We start from the raw sequence: 21,289 nt of genomic DNA on the forward strand, positions 1-21,289 counted from the left end.
GCTGCCTACTTTCCATTATAACGGCTCATCACTTCATTAAATGGCCTTTTGATGCTTTCAATAGCCGCTTGTTTTGCCTGTTCTATGGCTAGATGGTGCGCCTCTGCTTCTTCCTTGCGGAATTTTCCCAATACATAATCAACGACCGGAATATTAGCATCTTTCCCAATACCGACACGAATACGGTTAAACTCCTGACTATGCAGGTGTGCAATGATATTTTTCATGCCGTTTTGTCCGCCGGCGCTTCCTTTTTCCCGCAGCCTGATCTTGCCGACCGGCAAATCCAGATCATCATAAATGATTAAAATATCTTCTAGGTCCAAATGGTAGAAATCCACTGCCGCACGCACTGCTTCTCCGGAAAGATTCATGAAAGTCTGTGGTTTCATGAGCATTACACTTTCATTTTGTACGATGCCTTTTCCGATCAAAGCTTTATGTTTTTTCTGATTGACAGTAATATTTAATGCTTTGGCAATTTCATCTATCACCATAAATCCGGTATTGTGACGCGTAGCTTCGTATTCTTTTCCCGGATTTCCTAAACCGACGATCAGTTTCATATCTTATCTCCTCCTTTTGAACATGCTAGTTTATCTATTCCCCAAAACTGACTGTTTAATATAAATTTTTCAAACGCTTCAAATAACTGTATGGACGATATCTTGAGAAAACAACTTTTTTATTGCTCATACGGCAGGTTACTTTCTTTATTCCTTCCAACGAAGCATGTAAATGGTCATAACATAAGGTTGCTTCATCAAAGGTATGAGAACGGAAAGCAACCGTTCGAGTGTCTGTCATGATATATGGCACATTTAAGGAACGATGCAGACTGTTTTGAATACCGGTAATCTCACACAACTGCATGATCGACAATCCACTGTCGATGACAGCACCCCGCAAAGAGCGGTTATATGCGGTTGAACCTGCCTGTGTACTTAAACAAACCCCGCTTCCGCGACATATTTCAAATGGTTCTTCATCTATGGAAATTTCCAATATCTGCGTGCGTATGACATTTTCAATGCGCATCTCATTTAACGCATAGTAGCGTTTTACTTCTTTTCCATAAGCGGTGATCTCCAACAGTTTGCTTTCATAAACTTCCGGTTCTGTGGTCAAGATCGCCTGTATGACCTCTTCTAATTCGTTTTGGGTGTAATCGGTCAAAAAGCCAAGTGTTCCTGTATGGACACCGAGAAACTGAACATCTTGCAACTGATCCATATACTGATGTACCGCCTGCAAGATCGTACCATCTCCGCCAACGCAGATTACCAGCTCCGCTTTTTCTAAATCAAAGGTCCAGCCGCCTTCACAAAGCGCCGTTTTTATTTTGGCAGCGATATGATGTGAATGATCATCCTGTTTGACTACAAGTGCAAATTTATTCATGATCCACTTCCTTTTCTTCCTTACTTATTGTATCATAATTCCTAGGTGAGCGCAGATGAACTTCAATATTGAAAAAGAATATAAATGCTTAGTCAGTAAAGAGCAGTTTGAAACTTTATTAAAATACTACCCCGGGGTGTCTTTCCAAACTCAGACCAACACCTATTTTGATACAGCGGATCTTGCGGTCAAGCAGTTAAAGGGCGCAATGCGGATTCGGGAAGTGAAACAGCAATTTCTGTTTACCTTAAAGCTTCCCGGTAAAGCAGGATTACAGGAATTTGAATGTTTTGTTCCTAATGATCAGATAACGACGCTTGAAAATCATGAGGAGATTGTCGAGCTGTTGAGCAGTCATGGCATTCACGGTCCGTTTCAAATGCTGTGTCAGCTTACGACCAAGCGCGGGATCGTACATCTTCCAAATGCAGAGTTATGTTTTGACATCAATTATTACGGTGATCAGTGTGATTATGAAATTGAATATGAATGGACGAAAGCACACGATGGATTGACGCAGTTCAACCAGATATTAGCACCGATCCACCTTTCCTATGAGAAAAACTGTGACTCTAAGATCAAACGGGCGATGGATGCATTATGCAAGGATTGATCCTTTATTATCTCATTATAAACAGCATGGCTTTCTTGTTTATGGGACTTGATAAACAACATGCCCGCCATGGCAAATGGCGCTATCGTGAGTCTTCTTTGTTGGGATGTGCTGTTTGCGGCGGTGCGTTTGGTGCTTGGATCGGCATGTATTTATTTCATCATAAGACGAAGAAAAGGAAATTCACTTTCCTTCTTCCTTGTTTTATCCTGTTTCACTGTTTCCTGTTTTTCGTCTTATCTAAGGCTGTTTCATAATAACCGTTTGGATCTTTAATGCTTCAAGGAACGATTGCAGTTCCTTTTTTAGTGGTTTCTCGCTGATAAAAAACAAAGTGTTCAAACGATCTGGAAAATTTTGATCGACTTCATGCAAGAGCCATAATGCCTGTGCAATCATCGCCTTACAAAGATTGAGATCGTTTGGCAGAAGCGGCATACAAATATCGGTTTTATTTTTATGAAAATGAAGCAGACAGGTTTTACTGATCAGATCGCTTGTCCCTTCTATGTTTTTTTGATACATCCTTATCAGTTTTGCGGCGTTTTGCAATTCTTTTCCGGTATAGGTCAGCTCGTGTATTTTTTCCAGTGTTGAAGATACGACGCTGCTATAAGCGTCATATTGAAAGCGCATGCTGTCTTTTTCATGATACATACTGCTCCATGCGTCAATGCCGATCTTTTCAGCTTCCGCCAAGATACGAGAAGTGATATTGGTATGGCTGCGATCTAAATAGATATAACTTTCTAACTGATTGGATATTTTGATACCGATGTCACTTAAATAGAGCGGTGATTGGAAAAAGACGACCTGCTTTAATTCAAGACAGTTTAGAATTTCTGGCATTTTCTTTGTTTTACTGACTTTTACGATTGCTTCATATAGTGTTTTTTTGCTTGGATATCCATTTAGCGTTTTATACTTTCTCCACATCTGTTCAAATTTCATCTGTGTGGATTTATGATAAATACCGTATCCGACAATTCCTTTTTCTCTTTTTCTGCCTCTTTCTGTTCCTTTTGCCAAAAAGAATAGAAAATCTCCTTCATGAAAATCCGCAAATTTTTTGGTTGAAGAGGAAGGTCGCCAAAAATTGATCTCGCTATTGCCGTTTAAGCGATGAAATTCAATCATTTGTTGATCGGTTACATAAGCGATCGATGCCATATCATCACTTCCTTTCCATCTTTCCCTGTAAAGAAAACAAGGTGCTCTGTTTGTTCTTTCTATTTTTATTTTAGCACATCTATCACACTGTCAACAAACAAAAAAAGGCAATCAGCCTCTTTTTCCAATTCATCATAATTCTGTTCGATTTTCCAATGCTTTCAAAAGGGTCAATTCATCTGCATAGTCGATATGAGAACCGATCGGCAGACCATGTGCCAAACGGGTAACTTTAAGCGGATATTCACTTAACAGTTTTCCAAGGTATAATGCCGTTGTTTCACCTTCAATGGTCGGATTCATTGCGATGATTACTTCTTTTACTTCTTGTTGCTTTACGCGTTCTACTAAAGAAGCGATATTGAGATCATCAGGCAGGATTCCTTTACTTGTATTGATCACACCATTTAGGACATGATACTGTCCTTGATATTCGTTGATCTTTTCGATTGCGGCAATATCTCTTACCTCTTGCACAACACAGATTACATGCTGATCTCTTGTGTTGTCTTTGCATATTTCACAAAGCGTCTCTTCACTGATATTCCCACAACGCTCACACTGATGCAATTTTGTTTTCGTATTTTGAATGGCATCAACAAACTGTTTCCATGTTTCATCTTCCCAATTCAGCACCTCGAAGGCATAGCGCTCAGCAGTCTTTGCCCCGACACCGGATAATTTACGAAAACTCTCGATCAGCAGTTCAAATTGCTTTGGATACATATCAGAATCCTCCCGGCAATTTCACTCCACCGGTCGCTTTTTTCATCACTTCGTTTTTATCGCTGACTGCCTTTCGCAGTACCGCATTGACTGCTGTTGTAACAAGGTCTTGTATTTTTTCTTTATCGCCTTCTTGAATCAGCTCTTCTTTGATCGTCAGTGATTGGATCTGCATTGCGCCATTGCACACTACATTCACATCGCCTTGATTTACAGTTGCGGCATATTCTCTTGTTTCCAATTCTTTTTCGATTACTTCTAATTCTTTCTGCATTTTTTGTGCTTGCTTTAATAAACTTTGAATATTCATTGATTTATTCCTCCATTACAACGATATGATCTTTCCCAAACAATTCTTCCACCAGTTCTTGTTCTGTTTTCTCCTTAATCGTTTCTTCTTGATCATTTTCCAACTCTTCAAAAGTGATGGGTTCCGGCAGAGCATTGGCAGCCATCGCCTGTTTGAATTGTGCGATTACACGTTTTTGCTGCTCTGTTGTAATCGCGAATACCTTTTTGTTTTTCTCGAAAATTTTAGCGGTAAACTGTAAAAACTGATTGTTACTGTCTAATTCATTGATTTCATTTACGATTGGCTGATTTTCTACACAGATAATCAAATATTGCGCACCGCTTGCCGTAATCGTACAATCACTCAATAAATTGGCATATTTCCCCCATTCCATATCAAGCAAATATTCCGGAATTTTTTTCATATATTCCATATCTTTCATTTTTTCCGGTTTATTGGCACCAACAAGCAGCCGTACCACCAATTCATCCTTAAGTGGCTTTACTGATGGTTCTGCCTCTGCGGCAGTCTCCTCATGCTCTTGTTTCATTTCTTCTGTATTTATTTCTTCTACTAATGGAATATCTGTTATTGCTTCACTATCTTCTGTTTTATCTTCTTCTATTGTTTCTGTATTGATTGTTTCACGTGAAACATCTTCTTTCTTATTTTTTTGTGCAACGCTGATCGTTTTCTGTTCTTGATGTGAATGATTTTTTATTGCCGGTATATTCTGCGATTGGTCTTTCTCAAAATACATACATTTCAATAACGCTACTTCAAAATAGGAAGCCACACTGGCCGCATTGCGATATTTATCATAAGTTTCCAGTAAAACATCAATAATCTGTAAACGCACATCAGTTTGATACAACGAAATGATCTCATTAACCTCACTTTCATTCAGATAATGAAGCAACGCCTGATCATTTGTATATTCGAAAATAATTGACTCTTTCAGTAATTCAACTAGATCCATTGTTAAACGCTTGATGTCTGTTCCTTTTTCATTCATTCGATCCAGCGCATTCATCAAATCCGCAATCTTTTTTTCTTTTACCCATTTCAATAAATGCAGTTTATCTTGTGTTGTTGTAATTCCATAAATTTCATTGATATGCGTTACTTTTATATCATTTTGTGCATATGCGATACATTGATCTAAAATACTCAGGGAATCACGCATACCGCCATCAGACAGCTGTGCGATCATTCTGATCACTTCATCTTCGCATTTGATCTGTTCCTTTTCTAATATTCCCTGTAAATACGGAATCATTTCTTCAGGATTGACCCGGTTGAAATCGAAGCGTTGGCATCTTGATATAATCGTAGGCAGCACTTTCTGCGGTTCAGTTGTTGCCAAGATAAAAATGATATGTGCAGGCGGTTCTTCGATCGTTTTTAATAATGCATTGAATGCACCTGCAGACATCATATGCACCTCATCTATGATATAAACTTTATATTTTCCTTCGATCGGTGCATACTTAACCTTTTCGATCAAATTTCTTACTTCTTCAACACCATTATTACTTGCGGCATCAATTTCAACGATATCCGGGTGTGTTCCCTCGGCAATCGCAATACAGTTCGGACACTTTCCGCACGGTTTCTCACCTTCGCCGGTACAATTTACTGCTTTCGCAAAAATTTTAGCGATCGAAGTTTTACCTGTACCTCTCGGCCCACAAAATAAATAAGCATGAGCGATCTTATTTTGTTCTACTGCATTTTTCAATGTTTTTACAATATGCTGCTGACCGGCAACTTCATTAAAATTTGACGGTCGATATGTTCGATATAATGCTTTATATCCCATAGTTCACCAACTTCCGTTACTGTTATTATTATAACAAAAAACAACATCTAATCCTAGACATTGTTTTTCTTAATCTCTGCAATTCCTTTACGTTCTGCCTTTTTTATGCTGCGCTTATTTTTGAAAAAATCTCTTAGCATCTGTGCGCATTCTTCTTCCAAAATTCCTGCATGCGCATTTGGATAGTGATTGAACCCTTTTACTTCATATAGATTCATACAACTATGCAGACACCCGCCTTTTGGATCATAAGCGCCATAATAAACATTTTTAATACGTGATTGTAAGATGGCACCGGAACACATTGGGCATGGTTCTAATGTTACATATAAATCACAATCTTCTAATCGCCATGATCCAATCTTTTTACATGCTTTTTCAATCGCAATCATCTCTGCATGCGCCGATGCACTTTGCCTAGATTCCCGTAAATTATGACCACGAGCAATGACTCTATCATCTTTTACGATCACACATCCAATCGGCACTTCATCTTTTTCCAGTGCTTTTATCGCTTCCTTTATCGCTAATTTCATATATTTTTCATGTCTATCCATATGCCGCACCTGCCTAGTATATGTTTCACGTGAAACGTATAAATAAAAACTACTACACATAACAGAGGCACCTTATGGCTGCTTCGTTCCCGACCTGACCAGATTCAGTACATGCTATTGTAGTAGCTAGTAAATTATAGCATGTTTTACCGTATTACACAATATAAATCCTTTATTTAACCGTATAACATATAAAATCAAATCCTTTGCATTATCACTTTACCGTAAGTAAGCATATTCTCCCCTTCAATTTATCCTTTTTATAGCCATAAAAAAGAAGAATCATCACTGCACAATAATTCAGTATGATCTGTTCCCTAACTATTGTATCAACATGATTATATTTAATTTGATTATCAAAATATAAATATATCCGATCCTCTCAGTAACGACTCTTCTTGTTTATGAAATCTATGTTATACTATTAACAAAACATGGAAGGAGAATTTTTATGGATACCGCATCTCTATTAGAAGAATTAAAGAAACATCAGGATTTAGAATATAAACAGTTTCATAGCAGTTTAGGTGTCAATACCGATTTAATCGGCGTGCGCACGCCGATACTGGAACAGATTGCAAAAACACTAGCGAAAGAAAATCCAATATACTTCCTTGATCAATATCAAAAGACATGCTACGAAACAGATGTCATCTACGGCTTCATCGTCGGCTACGCAAAATTAGACTATGCACAAAAAGTTCATTATTTTGATAAATTTACTTCTCTTGTCGATAATTGGGCAACCTGCGATCTTGTGTGCGCTCGCCAAAAATGGATCAAAAAGAAAGAGAATAAAGATCGTTTCCTTTCCTATCTTTCCAAACTATGGAATAGCAAAGATCCATGGAAACAGAGAATCGTTTATGTTCTGTTATTGGATCATTATTTAGAAGAGATCTATCTTCCTACTCTCTTTCAATATTGTGATATGTCATATGAAAAAAGTTACTATGTCCAAATGGCAATCGCGTGGCTGCTCAGTGTCATGCTCATTCATTTTCCTGATCAAACCGAACTTTACTTGCATAAAAGTAAGATAGACACCTTTACTTTCAATAAAACGCTGCAAAAAGCAAGAGAAAGCACGCGCATTTCAAAAGAAAAGAAAGCATACTATCAAACACTGAAAAGAGAATAATTTTTTCAGCACACTAAAATGATTTTTCACTCCATTCGATATTATCATATACACTCATCAACATAAAAAAAGACAAACGCCTAACTCTATGCTTATCGCTCGCTTCGTTTGTCTTTTTCAATTTTATTTACGCACGATCTTTTTCATACCGCCCATGTATGGCTGCAACGCTTCCGGGATATTGATCGTTCCATCTGCATTCAAATTATTCTCTAAAAAAGCGATCAACATTCGTGGCGGTGCCACAACCGTGTTATTCAATGTATGTGCAAAATACTTTCCGTCTTTTCCATTGACCCGGATTTTTAAGCGGCGTGCCTGCGCATCTGTTAAATTAGAGCAGCTGCCTACTTCAAAATACTTTTTCTGTCGTGGACTCCATGCTTCCACATCAACCGATTTGCACTTCAAATCAGCCAAATCCCCTGAACAACATTCTAAAGTACGAACCGGGATATCTAAACTTCTAAACAATTCCACCGTATATTGATACAGTTTTTCAAACCACATCGCACTTTCTTCCGGTCTACAAACCACAACCATTTCCTGCTTTTCAAACTGATGGATACGATATACACCGCGTTCCTCAATACCATGCGCTCCTTTTTCCTTACGGAAGCAAGGAGAATAACTTGTCAAAGTATAAGGCAGTTTGTTTTCATCCAAAATGGTATCAATAAACTTTCCGATCATCGAATGTTCACTCGTTCCGATCAAGTATAGATCTTCTCCTTCAATCTTATACATCATGCTTTCCATTTCCGCAAAACTCATAACACCGGTAACGACATTGCTTCTGATCATAAAAGGAGGAACACAATAAGTAAATCCTTTATCGATCATAAAATCTCGTGCATAAGCGATGACTGCGGAATGTAAACGGGCGATATCTCCCATTAAATAGTAAAAACCATTTCCCGCAACTTTTCTTGCACTATCCAAATCTAAGCCGTCAAATGCTTCCATGATCTCACTGTGATAAGGAATGTCAAAATCCGGCACTACCGGTTCCCCATATCGTTTTAATTCAACATTTTCACTGTCATCTTTTCCGATCGGAACAGATGGATCGATCAAATTCGGAATCACCATCATAATTTTTTTGATTTCTTCCGCTAACTGATCTTCCTTTTCTTCCAGCTGGGCAAGCTCTTCGGCCATCGACTGTACTTGTGCCTTTTTAGCCATAGCTTCTTCTTTTGCGCCTTGCTTCATCAAAGTACCGATTTCCTTAGACAGTTTATTGCGCATCATACGCAGATCATCTGCTTTTTGTTTTGTTTCTCGATTTTCACGATCTAACACGATTACCTGATCAACCAGTGCAATCTTTTCATCCTGAAATTTCTTCCTGATATTCTCTTTTACCAATTCCGGATTTTCCCGAATTACTTTCATATCCAACATTGTCAATTCCTCCTTATTTTGCCAAATAAAAAAGGCATGTCCATAAAGGGACGATACCTCGTGTTGCCACCCTTCTTAAATATAGAATTTACGCAACATTCTATATTTCACTCGACAGCGATAACGGTACCACCGAAGCAGAATACTGAAATTCCTCTGCTCACTCATGGGTTGATTTCAAGAATGATCATAAATGACTTGCACCAGCCGTCATCTCTCTGCTTATAATTACATTCTTTACTTATCCCATTCAACGATTTATGTGTATTTTATATCATTGTTTCCATGAAAAGTCAATGAAAAGCGCCATAATCCAAAGACTATGGCGCTGTTATCTATGCCTGTGCTGTTTCCGTATGATTTTCAGTTTCAACCTCATCATCAGAAACTTCTTCTTCCGCATCAATGATCGCAACTTTTGCCACTGACTGGCCATCGCTCACATTGATCAGTTTCACACCTTGGGTATTTCTGCCGTAAACACCGACATTTTTCAAAGAAATACGAATGATGATGCCTTCATCTGTAACGATCATCGCATCTTCTTCTCCATGCACAGCACGTACGCTTACCAGATCACCGGTTTTTTCCGTAAGATTGATCGTTTTGACACCTTTTGTTCCTCGGCTAGTCAAACGATAATCTTCAATTGCGGAGCGTTTTCCATAACCATTCTGACTGACAACCAAGATATATTCTCCTTCTTTGGTCGTAGCAGCGCCGACAACCTCACTGCCGTCTGTATTAAATCCTTTTACTCCGCTTGCCGTACGTCCCATCGGACGAATATCATTTTCATTGAAACGCACCGCCTTGCCATTAGAACCGGCAATGATGATCTCATCAGATCCGTTTGTTTCTTTTACCGCAACCAATTCATCACCGTCACGCAATGTAATTGCGATCTTGCCGTTTTGACGAATAGAAGCAAATTCATCCAGCGCAACACGTTTTACTGTACCGTATTTCGTTACAAACAATAAATAAGCGCTGTCACATTCCCTTTCAATAGAAATCAAAGCACGTACCTTTTCGTCTTTTTCCATGGAAAGCAGATTAACGATCGGCAATCCTTTTGCGGTACGCGATGCATTCGGCACCTGATATCCCTTGATACGATAAACCTTTCCTTTATTCGTAAAGAACATCAAATAATCATGCGATGACATCGTTAAGATAAATTCAATGACATCATCTTCATTTAATGCCATTCCTTTGATACCGCGTCCTCCGCGATTCTGCGTATGATAGGTATCTACCGGTAAACGTTTGATATAACCATTTGTCGTCATCGTAATGACGCTTTCCTCTACCGGAATGAGATCTTCATCCTGCATATCATAATTTGCATCACTGATTTCAGTGCGGCGTTCATCACCATAACGATTTTTCACTTCTGTTAATTCATCATGAATGATCTGCAAGACACGCGCATGATTGGCTAAAATATCTTTCAGATCGGCAATCGTTTCCAATAACTGCTGGTATTCGCTTTCGATCTTATCCCGTTCTAAACCGGTCAATCGGCGCAAACGCATTTCTAAGATTGCTTTTCCCTGTATTTCGGTTAAGCCAAACTGCTCCATTAAACCATGCAGCGCCTCTTCATCATCTTTAGAAGAACGGATCAACTTAATAATTGCATCAATATGATCCAGTGCAATTCGCAATCCTTCCAAAATATGGGCACGATCTTCCGCTTTCTTCAAATCATATTTGGTTCTTCTCACGGTTACATCGATCTGATGATCAATATAATGACGCAATACATCTTTTAGTCCCAGCTGCTTAGGCTCACCGTTTACCAAAGCTAACGTATTGACACCGAAAGAAGTCTGTAACGCCGTTAAACGAAATAGCTGATTCAAAATGACATCCGGCTGTACATCTTTACGCATTTCGATCACGATGCGGATTCCTTCACGGCTGGATTCATCACGCAGATCGGTAATTCCATCCACGATTTTCTCTCTTACTAAGGAAGCGATCTTTTCTACAAGATTCGCTTTATTTACCATATACGGAATTTCCGTAACGATGATGCGCGGTTTACCGTTTGGCAGTTCGTCTATTTCAGTCCTCGAGCGAATCATGATCGAACCGCGTCCGGTTTCATAGGCCTGTCTGATGCCTGCTCTGCCTAAAATAATACCGCCGGTAGGAAAATCCGGACCTTTGATAATTGACATCAGTTCCAATACACTGATATCAGGCTGATCCATGACCGCCAACGTCGCATCGATCGTTTCTGTTAAATTATGCGGCGGAATATTAGTTGCCATACCAACCGCGATACCCACCGATCCATTCACCAATAAATTTGGAAAACGGGCCGGCAGTACGACCGGTTCTTTTTCCTCGCCGTCATAGTTATCCATAAAATCAACGGTATCCTTATTGATGTCTTTCATCATTTCCATAGCGATCTTAGACATCTTTGCTTCCGTATAACGCATCGCCGCGGCACCATCGCCATCGATCGAGCCGAAATTTCCATGTCCCTGTACCAATTCATAACGATATGAGAAATCCTGCGACATACGCACCATCGCATCATAAACCGCACTGTCGCCATGTGGATGATACTTACCGATTACATCGCCGACAATACGTGCCGATTTCTTAAACGGTTTATTGGCAACGATGCCCAATTCATTCATAGAGTGCAGAATACGGCGATGTACCGGCTTCAAACCATCCCGTACATCCGGCAAAGCACGCTGCACAATAACAGACATAGAATAATCTAAGAATGATTTGCGCATTTCTTTTGATATATCGACCTGCTTTAGACGATCCTGATTGATATCCATGTTCTACACCTCCTATTAAAAGTCTAAATTCTTAACATAAATTGCATTTTCCTGAATAAATTTACGTCTAGGCTCTACTTCATCTCCCATTAACATTTCAAATACACTGTCTGCTTCCATCGCATCTTCGATATTGACCTTTTTCAAAGTACGCGCAGCGGGATCCATGGTCGTTTCCCATAACTGTTCCGGGTTCATCTCACCCAAACCTTTATAACGCTGTATATTGAAATTATCACCAAACTCTTTCTTAGTTTCCTCTAATGTTTCCTCATCATAAAGATAGACGACTTTTTTACCTTTTTCCACCTTAAATAAAGGAGGCTGAGCAATATATACATAACCGCCTTCAATGATCGGCTTTAAGAACCGATAGAAGAACGTCAGTAAAAGCGTACAGATGTGCGCACCGTCCACATCGGCATCGGTCATGATGATGATCTTATGATAACGCAATTTAGAAAGATCCATTTCATCACCGATTCCGCATCCAAATGCGGTGATCATCGAACGAATCGTATCACTTTCAAATACCCGATGCAGTCTGGCTTTTTCAACATTCAAAATCTTTCCGCGCAACGGCAGGATCGCCTGATATTTAGAATTTCTGCCCTGCTTTGCACTGCCACCCGCAGAATCACCCTCGACGATATAAATTTCACACTCACTGGCATCCTTAGAAGAGCAGTCTGCTAATTTACCAGGCAAACTGGTAATTTCCAAAGCGCTTTTTCTTCTCGTGAGTTCTCGCGCCTTCTTGGCAGCCATACGCGCTTTGCTTGCAAGGATCGCTTTATCAATGATCGTTTTAGCCGTATCCGGATGCTCTAAGAAAAAGCGTTCCAGCTGTTCACCTAAAATGCCCGATACAATTCTTCTCACTTCACTATTGCCCAATTTTGTCTTTGTCTGTCCTTCATATTGCGGATCCGGATGCTTTACCGAAATAATCGCCGTCAATCCTTCTCTTACATCATCACCGGTCAATGTTTCATCTTTTTTCAACATATTGTTGTCTTTTGCATAATTACCGATAATGCGTGAAAGCGCCAAGCGGAAACCATCTTCATGCGTACCGCCTTCCATCGTATTGATGTTATTACAGAAAGAATAAATATTAGGCTGATAGCCTTCATTGTATTGCATGGCAATTTCCACTTCAATACCTTCCTGCACACCTTCTACATAAACGATTTCATCATGGATGACCTGTTTATTCTTATTCAGAAATTGCACATATTCCTTCAAACCGCCTTTGTACTGATAACGTACTTCCTGTACTTCCTCTTCCCGCTCATCTCTTAAAATCAGCAAGATGCCTTTATTTAAGAAAGCGAGCTGACGAATACGGCTGTTTAATGTTTCAAAATCATAATGTGTCGTTTCTTGAAAGATCGTTTCATCAGCACGAAATCTAACGATCGATCCATGCTGATCGGAATTTCCTACGACATGCAATGGTTCTACCGTAGCACCGCCATTTTCAAAACGGGCATGATACTCTTTTCCATCTTGGTGTACGCTGACTTCCAACCATTTGGACAACGCATTTACAACACTTGCACCAACGCCATGCAAACCACCCGACACCTTATAAGCGCCGCCGCCGAATTTACCACCGGCATGCAATACGGTAAAAATCGTTTCTACCGTAGAAATTCCGGTTTTCTTATGTGTTCCTACCGGCATTCCACGACCATTGTCCTCTACTCTTACAACGTCATCTTTTTCTAACGTAACCGTAATATCCGTAGCAAAACCAGCCAATGCCTCATCAATCGAGTTATCGACGATTTCCCATACCAGATGATGCAGGCCTCTGGAAGAGGTACTACCGATATACATGCCCGGACGCTTTCTAACCGCCTCTAAGCCTTCTAATACCTGTATATCATCTGCCGTATAAGAGTGTTCTACCTTTTCCGGTTCCATATTTGTACCATGTATCATGAAATACCTCCTTTTAATTTATGAATCGTGCCGTTATGAACTTTCCAAACTTGGAAAGATCGTCCTTCTAAATCTATCACTTCAAGATCGGTGGCAGAAATAAAGATCTGTACTTCCTTCGGCAGTGCCTTCAGCAGTCTTTTTCTTCTTTCCTGATCCAATTCCGAAAATACATCATCTAACAGTAGAATCGGATATTCCTTAGTTAATTCATAGATCATATGCACCAATCCGATTTTCATTGCCAACAAGACACAGCGTTTTTGTCCCTGCGATGCATATTCTTCGATCGGATGATCGTTGAGATAAAATGTCACATCGTCTTTATGACAGCCAATCGTCGTCTGTTTCAACATATAATCACGTTCTCTGCATTTTTTTCTCTTTTCCAGAATTGCTTGTTTTCGGCTTTCCTTATCACACTCTGAAACAAATGTATGATAAGCACAGGACAACATCGTATCATCATCGGATAATTCCCGATAGAAAGGCTGCGCAAATTCAATCAATTTAGCTAGAAATGCCTTTCTTTGTTCCATGATCGTTACTTCTTTTTCCGCAAGCTGTTCATCTAACACTTCCAGAAAAATATCGTCTGTCTGATTCTGTTTCAGAAATTGATTGCGTTCCTTCAAGAGCTTGTTTGCCTGTAATAAGGTTTGCGTATAAACCTTGCTCATCTTGCTAAGCTCCATATCAATGAAGCGGCGCCGTACTTTTGGCGCTGCCTGAAACAACATCAGATCATCCGGACAAAATAGGATCACATTGCATTCACCGATAAACTGACTGACTTTCGCAACCGTTTCCTGATAGATCATCAAATGTTTTTTTCCAGATTCGCCGATTGCTTTTAATTTGATCTTCTGCCGACTGCGGGCTACTTCCCCTTCGATGATAAACAATTCTTCGCCATATCGGATCAAATCTCGATCATCATTGCTTCGATGACTGCGTGTCGTAGAAAGATATAAGATTGCCTCTAATAAATTTGTCTTTCCCTGTGCGTTTTTTCCCAGTATCATCTGGACGCCGGAATCAAAAGAAAGATCCACATTCTGATAATTTCTAAAATTACGAATGTGGAGTTTTGTAATCATCATTGAATCAAAAATACATGACCTTCAATTACGACTTGATCTCCACTATACAATTTTCTGCCACGGCGATTTTCCACTACGCCATTTACCGTAATTTCTAATTCTTGCAGCGCTGCTTTCGCTTCCCCGCCGCTTTGAATAAAGTCCGTTAATTTCAAAAATTGACCAAGCGTAATATAGTCATTTCTGATCTTGATTTCCATAAGCAAAACCTCTTTCATAGACTTCATTATTATACCATAAAATGAATGACTTTTGTTGCTTTTTCAAGATGTTTCAATCCTTTTTTCACTTTTTTATCCATCATGTATTCTAAAATTATCGAATTGATTTTGTATTATTAAAATCAGTATTTAACAAGCGATTTCACATAGAAAAAGGTATTTTATTATTTTATCATCGTAACACGCATAAATAAAAATAGAAGAACAATTTACAAAGCTTTCTTATTCATTTTGCGAAATTCACAAAGTCCTCCCGATACATTTCATAATCAATAGAGGATCGTAATTTTCCTAATTGATCTTTCCATGAATTTTCATGAACTTGCAGCTTTCTAAAACCGAGTTTTTCATAAACATGCTGTGCGCGCTTATTATCGGCATTCGTGTCAAGAGTGATTCGTTTATATCCCATATCAGAAAACAATGATGTGATCAACATACTGAGCAATTTCTTTCCTAATCCCTTATTGCATAGCGAAAGATCACAAATCTTGATGCCTATTTCAACCGTATCCTTATCCTTGATACGATAATTCATTTCACCTGCAGGAAGGTAATCAACTTCAATGATTAAATGTCTGCAAGTATGCTCGCTATCATATTTTAGGATAGCGGCAATTTCCTTCGCTGTTTGACCGGTGCCATTAGGAAATCCTACATATGCCATTACAGTACCGTCATTCCACCATATCGCTAATTGTTCGGCATCATCGATCGTTGCGTTTCTGATCGTTAAATTTTGATATTTTAACAACATAACATTCTTATTCTCCATTGAACGAAAACAGTCATAAATTTTATATGACTGTTCAAAATTGATCTACTTCTACCCTTCATAAACTTCTTTTTGATATTGTAAATACTCAGGATTTTCAAATACTTCTGCCTGTCCTTTATCATAAACCAGATGCCCTTTCACAAAAGTTTTCAATGCTTCATAATTTTCATCGATTACAACATAATCCGCATCTTTTCCCTCTTTTAAGCTGCCTTTGCGATCTGCACAATGACAAATTACCGCCGGATTATAAGAAGCCATACAAATTGCCTCTTCCATCGGAATATGCAATACTTCTACCCAGTTTTTCAAACCATTTAATACATGCAACGCACTGCCGTCGATCGTACCGTCAGCAGTATGAAGCAAACCATCTGTTCCTACTTCATATCCTTTTTCTTTCGGCAGATCATATTTTCCGCACGGCATGCCGGACATATAGCCGGCGTCGGCAATGATACACAACTTTTGATATCCTTTCAAACGATAAAGCAGTTCTAAAAATTCCTTGCTGCAATGTGCCAAATCGGAATTGATCTCATTATACAAACGCATATCCAATAAAGCAGCGCCGGTTACACCAACTTCTCTTTGATGGATCGCCCGCATACAGTTTCCCGTCTTTTGCGTAATAACTGCCCCGCGATCCACCGCTTCTTTACAAATCTCATATGTAGCATTGGAATGTCCGATACAAACATTGATACCGTTCTCTACCAAATAATCGATCATTTCCATATTGCCCTCGACCTCCGGCGCCAAAGTAACAGTGATAATATGATTACGAGCAGCTTCGATAAAACGATTCATTAAAGCAAGATCCGGTTCGCACACATCTTCCGCAGATACAGATCCTAATATTTCTTTTGAAATAAATGGTCCTTCCATATGAATTCCTAAAATTTCTGCGCCGTCGCTGCCATTTTCCAATACCTCTGCGATTGCCGCACAATTTTCTAAAACATCTTTTCGTAAATGATTGGTAGGCAAATAGCCGGTTACACCGCATGTCGTCAAGCTTCTGCTTAAATTTCTGATTTCTTCTACGTCAACTGACATAGCAGACCATCCTTTATAACCATGACAGTGTAATTCAATCAAGCCGGGAATGACTCTGCAATCACCAAAATCCTGCACTTCTCCATCGAAAGCATCAGGCAGCTCTTTACGTAAATAAATTTTAGAAATGATACCGTCTTCTACTACCATACCACCATCTAAACAACCTCTCTCAGTATAAAGCTGTTTAGAGATCACCAGTGTTTTCAAAACCATCCGCTCCTTTCACTGTTTTCTTAATTTAATCATAACATTATAACAAATAATTGAACAGTCCTATATCAATTTTCGTTTTACCATGATAGAATAGAAATTAAGATGAGGTGATGATATGAATATCAATAAAATGACTGAACAGGATTTACAGACATTTTTCAAAGAAAATATTGAAATAAAGGAACCGATCTTATCTAAAAACTGGGCATTTATTGAAGCTATGGGAAAACATTCGCTTCAAAGCACCGGCTTTGTCGTATTAAGTGCAGAAAACCTTTATTTTGCCTTATGCACACAATATCAGATCAAAGATAAAATCAAAACCTATACGATTCCTTTATCACAATTAAAACTGGTCAAAGTGAAGAAAGCATTTTTATCAAAAGGCACCGTCTATTCGCTCATGGCAGACGGCACTTATTTCAATGTGAAAATCAGTACGACAAAGTATAAAAATGTAGATTTAACAAATGATCATGAAATCTTAAAGAAAGAATTAGGAAAAGCGAAGTATCAGTTATGACCGATATAAAACCGATCATCAAAAGATCGGTTTTTCTTTATAGATGATTTAGCCATAAAAAAAGCGTGCATTCATCACGCTCTTTATGCATAAGTACGTACCGGCAATACCAGCTGAAGCACATCATCATCGCCGGCTGCCTTGATGATAAAAGGCTTCATCTCACCGCAGAATTTGAAAATGACACTTTCGCCTTCCAAAGCGCGGATCGCATCAAATACATATCGTCCATTGCAGCTGATTTCCAGATGTTCACCCTTGAAGATGGCTCCGGCCAACACTTCGGTTGAAGAACCGACTTCCAGCGCTTTTGTCGATAATATACATTCTTTTTCATCCAAAGATAATTTAATTACCGATACACCGTCGTTTTTAATGAAAGAAGCACGGTCGATCGCACCAAGCAGATCGTGTGCATTCATGCTCAGTTCGTATTCATAAGAAGTCGGGATCAGTCGTTCTGTTTCCGGATATGCGCCATCGATCAAGCGTGTCTGAATGATCGTAGAATTGATCATAAACTGCGCTTTCTTGTCATTTACCGCAATTTCCACCAGATCCTCATCCTCTACGATTTTACTGACTTCCGCAAGACTTTTGGCAGGTATCGTAATATTGAAAGAAAGAGCAGAATCAATCTTTAATTCCTTTTTCGCAAGCCGGTAACTATCCGTTCCCACACAGTTCAACTTTCCGGCTGCCGCATGGAAATTTACACCGGTCAATACCGGTCTTGTTTCTTTATCGCTTGTGGCAAAGGCAGTCTGTGCAATGATCTGTTTTAATAAATGTCCTTCAAAAGAAAATACTTCTTTTGGCTTACTGAAATCAATAGCCGGATAATCAGTCGCCTTCATGCCGTTGATCTTAAACTCAGCGCCGTTACCACTGATCTTTGTCAAAGCATTGTCGATGATCTCGAATTCGATTTCATCTGACTCGGTCTTGCGAACGATCTCTAATATATAACGTGCTTCGATCACGATTGCACCGTTATCTTTAATTGATAATTTGCAATCGTCTTGATTACGAATTACGGTTTGAATCGAAATATCAGAATCACTGCCGGTCAAGATCAATTCATCTGTATTTGCTTCAATCTTAATACCGCTGAAAGCAGGTAAAGGAGAATAATTAGAAATTGCTCTTGCAACGACAGATAAACCGTTATAGAAGTCTTTTTTAGAAACTGTAAAATACATAAAATTGCTCCTTTCTTTATTCTTTTACTATATAAGATATAATAATAAGCATGTGGATAATGGTGGAAAGCTCATAAATATGTGATAATACAAAGGTATTTTATCATTTTTTTAAGGGGAAAGAAAGTGGAATGCGGTGCAAAACCTTAAACCCCGAGTTTTCGTTCGATCTTATGAAGCGCCTGCTGGAAAGTATCTTTTTCCTTTAACATCTTCTTCATTTTTTCATATGAGGACATGATGGTCGTATGATCACGTCCGCCAAATTCCATACCGATCTTTGCAAAAGGCATATTCAGATGCTTACGACAAAGATAAATGGCAATATGGCGTGGATTTGCAATGGTTGCGGTCCTGCTTTTGCTTTCTATCTGTGATTTGGTAAGACCGTAAAATTCACAAACGACCTGCTTGATCTGTGCAGCTGTCAATTCACTTTCTACTTTGATTTGTGGATCATCTTTGAAAATTTCCGTTACAAATTCCAGGTCGATCACTTCCGGATTATATAAGATCGCTTTGAAAAATAATTCATTCAAAGAACCTTCCAATTTTCTCACATCGCTGGAAAAGCGAGTTGCAAGAAAATCAAGCACTTCTTCATTGATCATAATGTTATCATTTTGACGACCTTCCATTTTTTTGCGCAGGATCGCCTTAGCTGTTTCAAATTCCGGAGATCCGATCGGTACGGAAAGTCCGCTGGAAAAGCGTGAAATCAAACGATTTTCAATGCCTTTTAATTCAGTTGGATGAATATCGCTGGTAATGACGATCTGCTTATTTTCATTCATCAGTTTATTGTAGATATTGAAAAATATTTCCTGAGAAGTGCTTTGTTTCAGACGCTGAATATCATCAATCAGTAAAAAATCATAGGTCAAGATCTTATCTTTCAGTTCTTCTACAGTCTTGGTCGTCATAGCGTTGATCAGCAGCGTAACCAGATCTTCACTGTAAATATAAAGTACACGAAGCTCAGGATTGTTTTCATGAATGAAATTGCCGATCGCATGCAGAAGATGGGTCTTACCAAGTCCGGAATTACCGAAAATAAACAGAGGGTTATACTGTCCCGGATAGTAACATACTGCTCTTGCGGCCGCTTCCGCATCACGATTGCTCTTACCGGTTACAAAATTGTCAAACGTATATTCTTCTTTTAATTTGGTATTAAAAAACTTGGAATCAAAGTCAGACAGATTATTTTTAGAAATCTTGATCGACTGATTGATCTCTGCCTGTAAAAAAATATGACATCCGACTTTTTTACCGATGATTTGTTCAAAAACAGTTGCGATTTCTTCGATAAAATTTGTTATGATCGTTTTATGTACCTTAGTGGTAACAACAATAGAAGCAAAATCATCGTCAATATCAAAAAGATAAGAGTTGCCAAACCAGTATTTGAATTCTTCATCACGGAAATTCAAGATTTTTTTCAGATGATCTAAAACCTGTGTATAAATGTCATTTAATTGCCCTTCTGTATAATGCACCATAGATCATCCTCCTTGCTTATCTATTTTACTATAAATGCGCGAAATAATCTATGTAAATTTAATTTGGATAAAAATCCCTTCAGCAGAGAAAATAAAATGGGGAAAATAAATAGAGATGATTTCGTAACTAAAATAGTTTTCCACAATAAAAATAGGAAAAAGAGGGCATAAATCAGTATTCTGGATAGATTTCCACCGATATCCACCGGCTAAGGATGTGGATAAGTAACAGTGGAAAAGCGAAATGGTGGAAAAATGTGGAAAAGAAATGGATCATACAAGGATCTGCACATCCTGATTGCTGAAAAATACTATGATAAAATCAGGCGAATCAACACTTTTCAACAGATATGACAATATGTGGAAAAGTATAGAAATTGTCAGTGGATTTTATCAATCTATACAGTGGAAAACAGAGTGGAATCGCGTATATGTGAAATAATTTGTTCATCATTTGTGAATAAACTATGTAAATTTATCAATTTTTATAGATAATATTATAAAAAATGTTGATAATTCAGTAAAATGTGGAAAAATCATCATTTTTATATAGCTTATTTATTATTATTTTTCACAAAGTGAAGTTATTTTAGATGTTATATTCATATTGCTATTCACATTTGTAAAATTTTCAATTACTTTTGTTAATAAAAATTGTTCTTATTTCATTTATATTTCCTTCACAAATTTATGTTTGCTATGAAAATGATCATAATGGAAAAGCAGATCACTTATGAAATAATAAATATGTTTTAATGATCATACAGCTTCAAAGGCGTTTTTTATGTAATTT

Annotated in this window: 20 protein-coding genes, 1 other RNA gene and 1 other annotated feature; of the genes, 4 read left to right on the forward strand and 17 right to left on the reverse strand. The window is 38.4% G+C overall.

Features of this window, described 5'->3' with window-relative positions:
• Positions 1–5: 5 nt before the first annotated feature.
• Both pth and C1712_RS08880 read right to left on the reverse strand, forming a co-directional pair.
• Positions 6–566 (reverse strand): aminoacyl-tRNA hydrolase, encoded by a 561-nt coding sequence (gene pth / locus C1712_RS08875; RefSeq protein ID WP_102268532.1) that lies wholly within the window; start codon positions 564–566, stop codon positions 6–8.
• A gap of 55 nt (positions 567–621) precedes the next feature.
• On the reverse strand, positions 622–1,401 hold the full coding sequence (locus C1712_RS08880) for an NAD kinase (protein ID WP_102268534.1): 780 nt from the start codon (positions 1,399–1,401) through the stop codon (positions 622–624).
• Between the two features lie 55 nt (positions 1,402–1,456).
• Here C1712_RS08880 and C1712_RS08885 point away from each other — a divergent pair, with 55 nt between their 5' ends.
• On the forward strand, positions 1,457–2,014 hold the full coding sequence (locus tag C1712_RS08885; RefSeq protein ID WP_102268536.1) for a CYTH domain-containing protein: 558 nt from the start codon (positions 1,457–1,459) through the stop codon (positions 2,012–2,014).
• Positions 2,002–2,271: a DUF1294 domain-containing protein gene (locus tag C1712_RS08890; protein ID WP_102268538.1), complete on the forward strand. Its 270-nt coding sequence runs from the start codon at positions 2,002–2,004 to the stop codon at positions 2,269–2,271. Before C1712_RS08885 ends, C1712_RS08890 begins: the two co-directional genes overlap by 13 nt.
• Here the strand turns inward: C1712_RS08890 and C1712_RS08895 are convergent.
• From C1712_RS08895 to ffs, 6 genes are all read right to left on the reverse strand, one after another.
• The gene (locus C1712_RS08895) at positions 2,255–3,184 is read right to left on the reverse strand and encodes a hypothetical protein (RefSeq protein ID WP_102268539.1); all 930 of its coding nucleotides are present in this window, start codon (positions 3,182–3,184) and stop codon (positions 2,255–2,257) included. The two genes, C1712_RS08890 and C1712_RS08895, sit on opposite strands and share 17 nt — an antisense overlap.
• A gap of 132 nt (positions 3,185–3,316) precedes the next feature.
• Positions 3,317–3,910 carry a recombination mediator RecR gene (recR, locus tag C1712_RS08900; RefSeq protein WP_102268541.1) on the reverse strand — a complete coding sequence of 198 codons (594 nt, stop codon included), beginning with the start codon at positions 3,908–3,910 and terminating at the stop codon, positions 3,317–3,319.
• A gap of 1 nt (position 3,911) precedes the next feature.
• Positions 3,912–4,220 carry a YbaB/EbfC family nucleoid-associated protein gene (locus C1712_RS08905; RefSeq protein WP_102268542.1) on the reverse strand — a complete coding sequence of 103 codons (309 nt, stop codon included), beginning with the start codon at positions 4,218–4,220 and terminating at the stop codon, positions 3,912–3,914.
• Positions 4,221–4,224: 4 nt separating this feature from the next.
• Positions 4,225–6,024 (reverse strand): DNA polymerase III subunit gamma/tau, encoded by a 1,800-nt coding sequence (gene dnaX / locus C1712_RS08910; protein ID WP_102268544.1) that lies wholly within the window; start codon positions 6,022–6,024, stop codon positions 4,225–4,227.
• 53 nt (positions 6,025–6,077) lie between these two features.
• A complete protein-coding gene (gene tadA / locus C1712_RS08915; protein WP_102268546.1) occupies positions 6,078–6,581 on the reverse strand; it encodes a tRNA adenosine(34) deaminase TadA in 504 nt (167 codons plus the stop codon).
• 36 nt (positions 6,582–6,617) lie between these two features.
• Positions 6,618–6,715: signal recognition particle sRNA small type (gene ffs / locus C1712_RS08920), an RNA gene on the reverse strand.
• A 317-nt stretch (positions 6,716–7,032) separates the two neighbouring features.
• Here ffs and C1712_RS08925 point away from each other — a divergent pair.
• Positions 7,033–7,722: a DNA alkylation repair protein gene (locus C1712_RS08925; protein ID WP_102268548.1), complete on the forward strand. Its 690-nt coding sequence runs from the start codon at positions 7,033–7,035 to the stop codon at positions 7,720–7,722.
• Positions 7,723–7,845: 123 nt separating this feature from the next.
• Here C1712_RS08925 and serS read toward each other — a convergent pair whose 3' ends face one another.
• From serS to nagA, 7 genes are all read right to left on the reverse strand, one after another.
• Positions 7,846–9,129, reverse strand: coding sequence for a serine--tRNA ligase (gene serS / locus C1712_RS08930; RefSeq protein ID WP_102268550.1), 1,284 nt, complete (start codon positions 9,127–9,129; stop codon positions 7,846–7,848).
• A gap of 43 nt (positions 9,130–9,172) precedes the next feature.
• Positions 9,173–9,392 (reverse strand) — a binding site (T-box leader).
• 72 nt (positions 9,393–9,464) lie between these two features.
• Entirely contained in the window at positions 9,465–11,942 is a 2,478-nt protein-coding gene (gyrA, locus tag C1712_RS08935) for a DNA gyrase subunit A (protein WP_102268552.1), read from the reverse strand.
• Between the two features lie 15 nt (positions 11,943–11,957).
• The gene (gyrB, locus tag C1712_RS08940) at positions 11,958–13,874 is read right to left on the reverse strand and encodes a DNA topoisomerase (ATP-hydrolyzing) subunit B (RefSeq protein WP_102269837.1); all 1,917 of its coding nucleotides are present in this window, start codon (positions 13,872–13,874) and stop codon (positions 11,958–11,960) included.
• Between the two features lie 14 nt (positions 13,875–13,888).
• Positions 13,889–14,995 carry a DNA replication/repair protein RecF gene (gene recF, locus C1712_RS08945; protein ID WP_102268554.1) on the reverse strand — a complete coding sequence of 369 codons (1,107 nt, stop codon included), beginning with the start codon at positions 14,993–14,995 and terminating at the stop codon, positions 13,889–13,891.
• Positions 14,992–15,195 (reverse strand): S4 domain-containing protein YaaA, encoded by a 204-nt coding sequence (yaaA, locus tag C1712_RS08950; protein ID WP_102268556.1) that lies wholly within the window; start codon positions 15,193–15,195, stop codon positions 14,992–14,994. Before yaaA ends, recF begins: the two co-directional genes overlap by 4 nt.
• 247 nt (positions 15,196–15,442) lie before the next feature.
• Positions 15,443–15,991: a GNAT family N-acetyltransferase gene (locus C1712_RS08955; RefSeq protein WP_245858111.1), complete on the reverse strand. Its 549-nt coding sequence runs from the start codon at positions 15,989–15,991 to the stop codon at positions 15,443–15,445.
• Positions 15,992–16,042: 51 nt separating this feature from the next.
• Positions 16,043–17,263 (reverse strand): N-acetylglucosamine-6-phosphate deacetylase, encoded by a 1,221-nt coding sequence (nagA, locus tag C1712_RS08960; RefSeq protein WP_180963108.1) that lies wholly within the window; start codon positions 17,261–17,263, stop codon positions 16,043–16,045.
• 121 nt (positions 17,264–17,384) lie between these two features.
• On the opposite strand from nagA, the gene C1712_RS08965 reads away from it, so the two are divergent.
• A complete protein-coding gene (locus C1712_RS08965) occupies positions 17,385–17,792 on the forward strand; it encodes a hypothetical protein (protein WP_102268562.1) in 408 nt (135 codons plus the stop codon).
• Positions 17,793–17,875: 83 nt separating this feature from the next.
• Here the strand turns inward: C1712_RS08965 and dnaN are convergent, their stop codons facing one another.
• Both dnaN and dnaA read right to left on the reverse strand, forming a co-directional pair.
• A complete protein-coding gene (gene dnaN, locus C1712_RS08970; protein ID WP_102268564.1) occupies positions 17,876–18,994 on the reverse strand; it encodes a DNA polymerase III subunit beta in 1,119 nt (372 codons plus the stop codon).
• Between the two features lie 146 nt (positions 18,995–19,140).
• On the reverse strand, positions 19,141–20,496 hold the full coding sequence (dnaA, locus tag C1712_RS08975; protein WP_102268566.1) for a chromosomal replication initiator protein DnaA: 1,356 nt from the start codon (positions 20,494–20,496) through the stop codon (positions 19,141–19,143).
• Between the last annotated feature and the right edge of the window lie 793 nt (positions 20,497–21,289).

The sequence above is a fragment of the Massilicoli timonensis genome (assembly GCF_900199515.1).
Taxonomy (GTDB): domain Bacteria; phylum Bacillota_I; class Bacilli_A; order Erysipelotrichales; family Erysipelotrichaceae; genus Massilicoli; species Massilicoli timonensis.

What these genes read in the sequence shown, in the direction of transcription:
- yaaA (WP_102268556.1), bottom strand. Translation starts at nt 15,195, where the DNA reads ATGGAAATCAAGATCAGAAATGACTATATTACGCTTGGTCAATTTTTG.
- C1712_RS08905 (WP_102268542.1), bottom strand. Translation starts at nt 4,220, where the DNA reads ATGAATATTCAAAGTTTATTAAAGCAAGCACAAAAAATGCAGAAAGAA.
- recF (WP_102268554.1), bottom strand. Translation starts at nt 14,995, where the DNA reads ATGATGATTACAAAACTCCACATTCGTAATTTTAGAAATTATCAGAAT.
- dnaN (WP_102268564.1), bottom strand. Translation starts at nt 18,994, where the DNA reads ATGTATTTTACAGTTTCTAAAAAAGACTTCTATAACGGTTTATCTGTC.
- dnaX (WP_102268544.1), bottom strand. Translation starts at nt 6,024, where the DNA reads ATGGGATATAAAGCATTATATCGAACATATCGACCGTCAAATTTTAAT.
- C1712_RS08895 (WP_102268539.1), bottom strand. Translation starts at nt 3,184, where the DNA reads ATGGCATCGATCGCTTATGTAACCGATCAACAAATGATTGAATTTCAT.
- C1712_RS08890 (WP_102268538.1), top strand. Translation starts at nt 2,002, where the DNA reads ATGCAAGGATTGATCCTTTATTATCTCATTATAAACAGCATGGCTTTC.
- C1712_RS08965 (WP_102268562.1), top strand. Translation starts at nt 17,385, where the DNA reads ATGAATATCAATAAAATGACTGAACAGGATTTACAGACATTTTTCAAA.
- serS (WP_102268550.1), bottom strand. Translation starts at nt 9,129, where the DNA reads ATGTTGGATATGAAAGTAATTCGGGAAAATCCGGAATTGGTAAAAGAG.
- C1712_RS08885 (WP_102268536.1), top strand. Translation starts at nt 1,457, where the DNA reads ATGAACTTCAATATTGAAAAAGAATATAAATGCTTAGTCAGTAAAGAG.
- pth (WP_102268532.1), bottom strand. Translation starts at nt 566, where the DNA reads ATGAAACTGATCGTCGGTTTAGGAAATCCGGGAAAAGAATACGAAGCT.
- gyrB (WP_102269837.1), bottom strand. Translation starts at nt 13,874, where the DNA reads ATGGAACCGGAAAAGGTAGAACACTCTTATACGGCAGATGATATACAG.
- C1712_RS08955 (WP_245858111.1), bottom strand. Translation starts at nt 15,991, where the DNA reads ATGGAGAATAAGAATGTTATGTTGTTAAAATATCAAAATTTAACGATC.
- C1712_RS08880 (WP_102268534.1), bottom strand. Translation starts at nt 1,401, where the DNA reads ATGAATAAATTTGCACTTGTAGTCAAACAGGATGATCATTCACATCAT.
- dnaA (WP_102268566.1), bottom strand. Translation starts at nt 20,496, where the DNA reads ATGGTGCATTATACAGAAGGGCAATTAAATGACATTTATACACAGGTT.
- C1712_RS08925 (WP_102268548.1), top strand. Translation starts at nt 7,033, where the DNA reads ATGGATACCGCATCTCTATTAGAAGAATTAAAGAAACATCAGGATTTA.
- tadA (WP_102268546.1), bottom strand. Translation starts at nt 6,581, where the DNA reads ATGGATAGACATGAAAAATATATGAAATTAGCGATAAAGGAAGCGATA.
- gyrA (WP_102268552.1), bottom strand. Translation starts at nt 11,942, where the DNA reads ATGGATATCAATCAGGATCGTCTAAAGCAGGTCGATATATCAAAAGAA.
- recR (WP_102268541.1), bottom strand. Translation starts at nt 3,910, where the DNA reads ATGTATCCAAAGCAATTTGAACTGCTGATCGAGAGTTTTCGTAAATTA.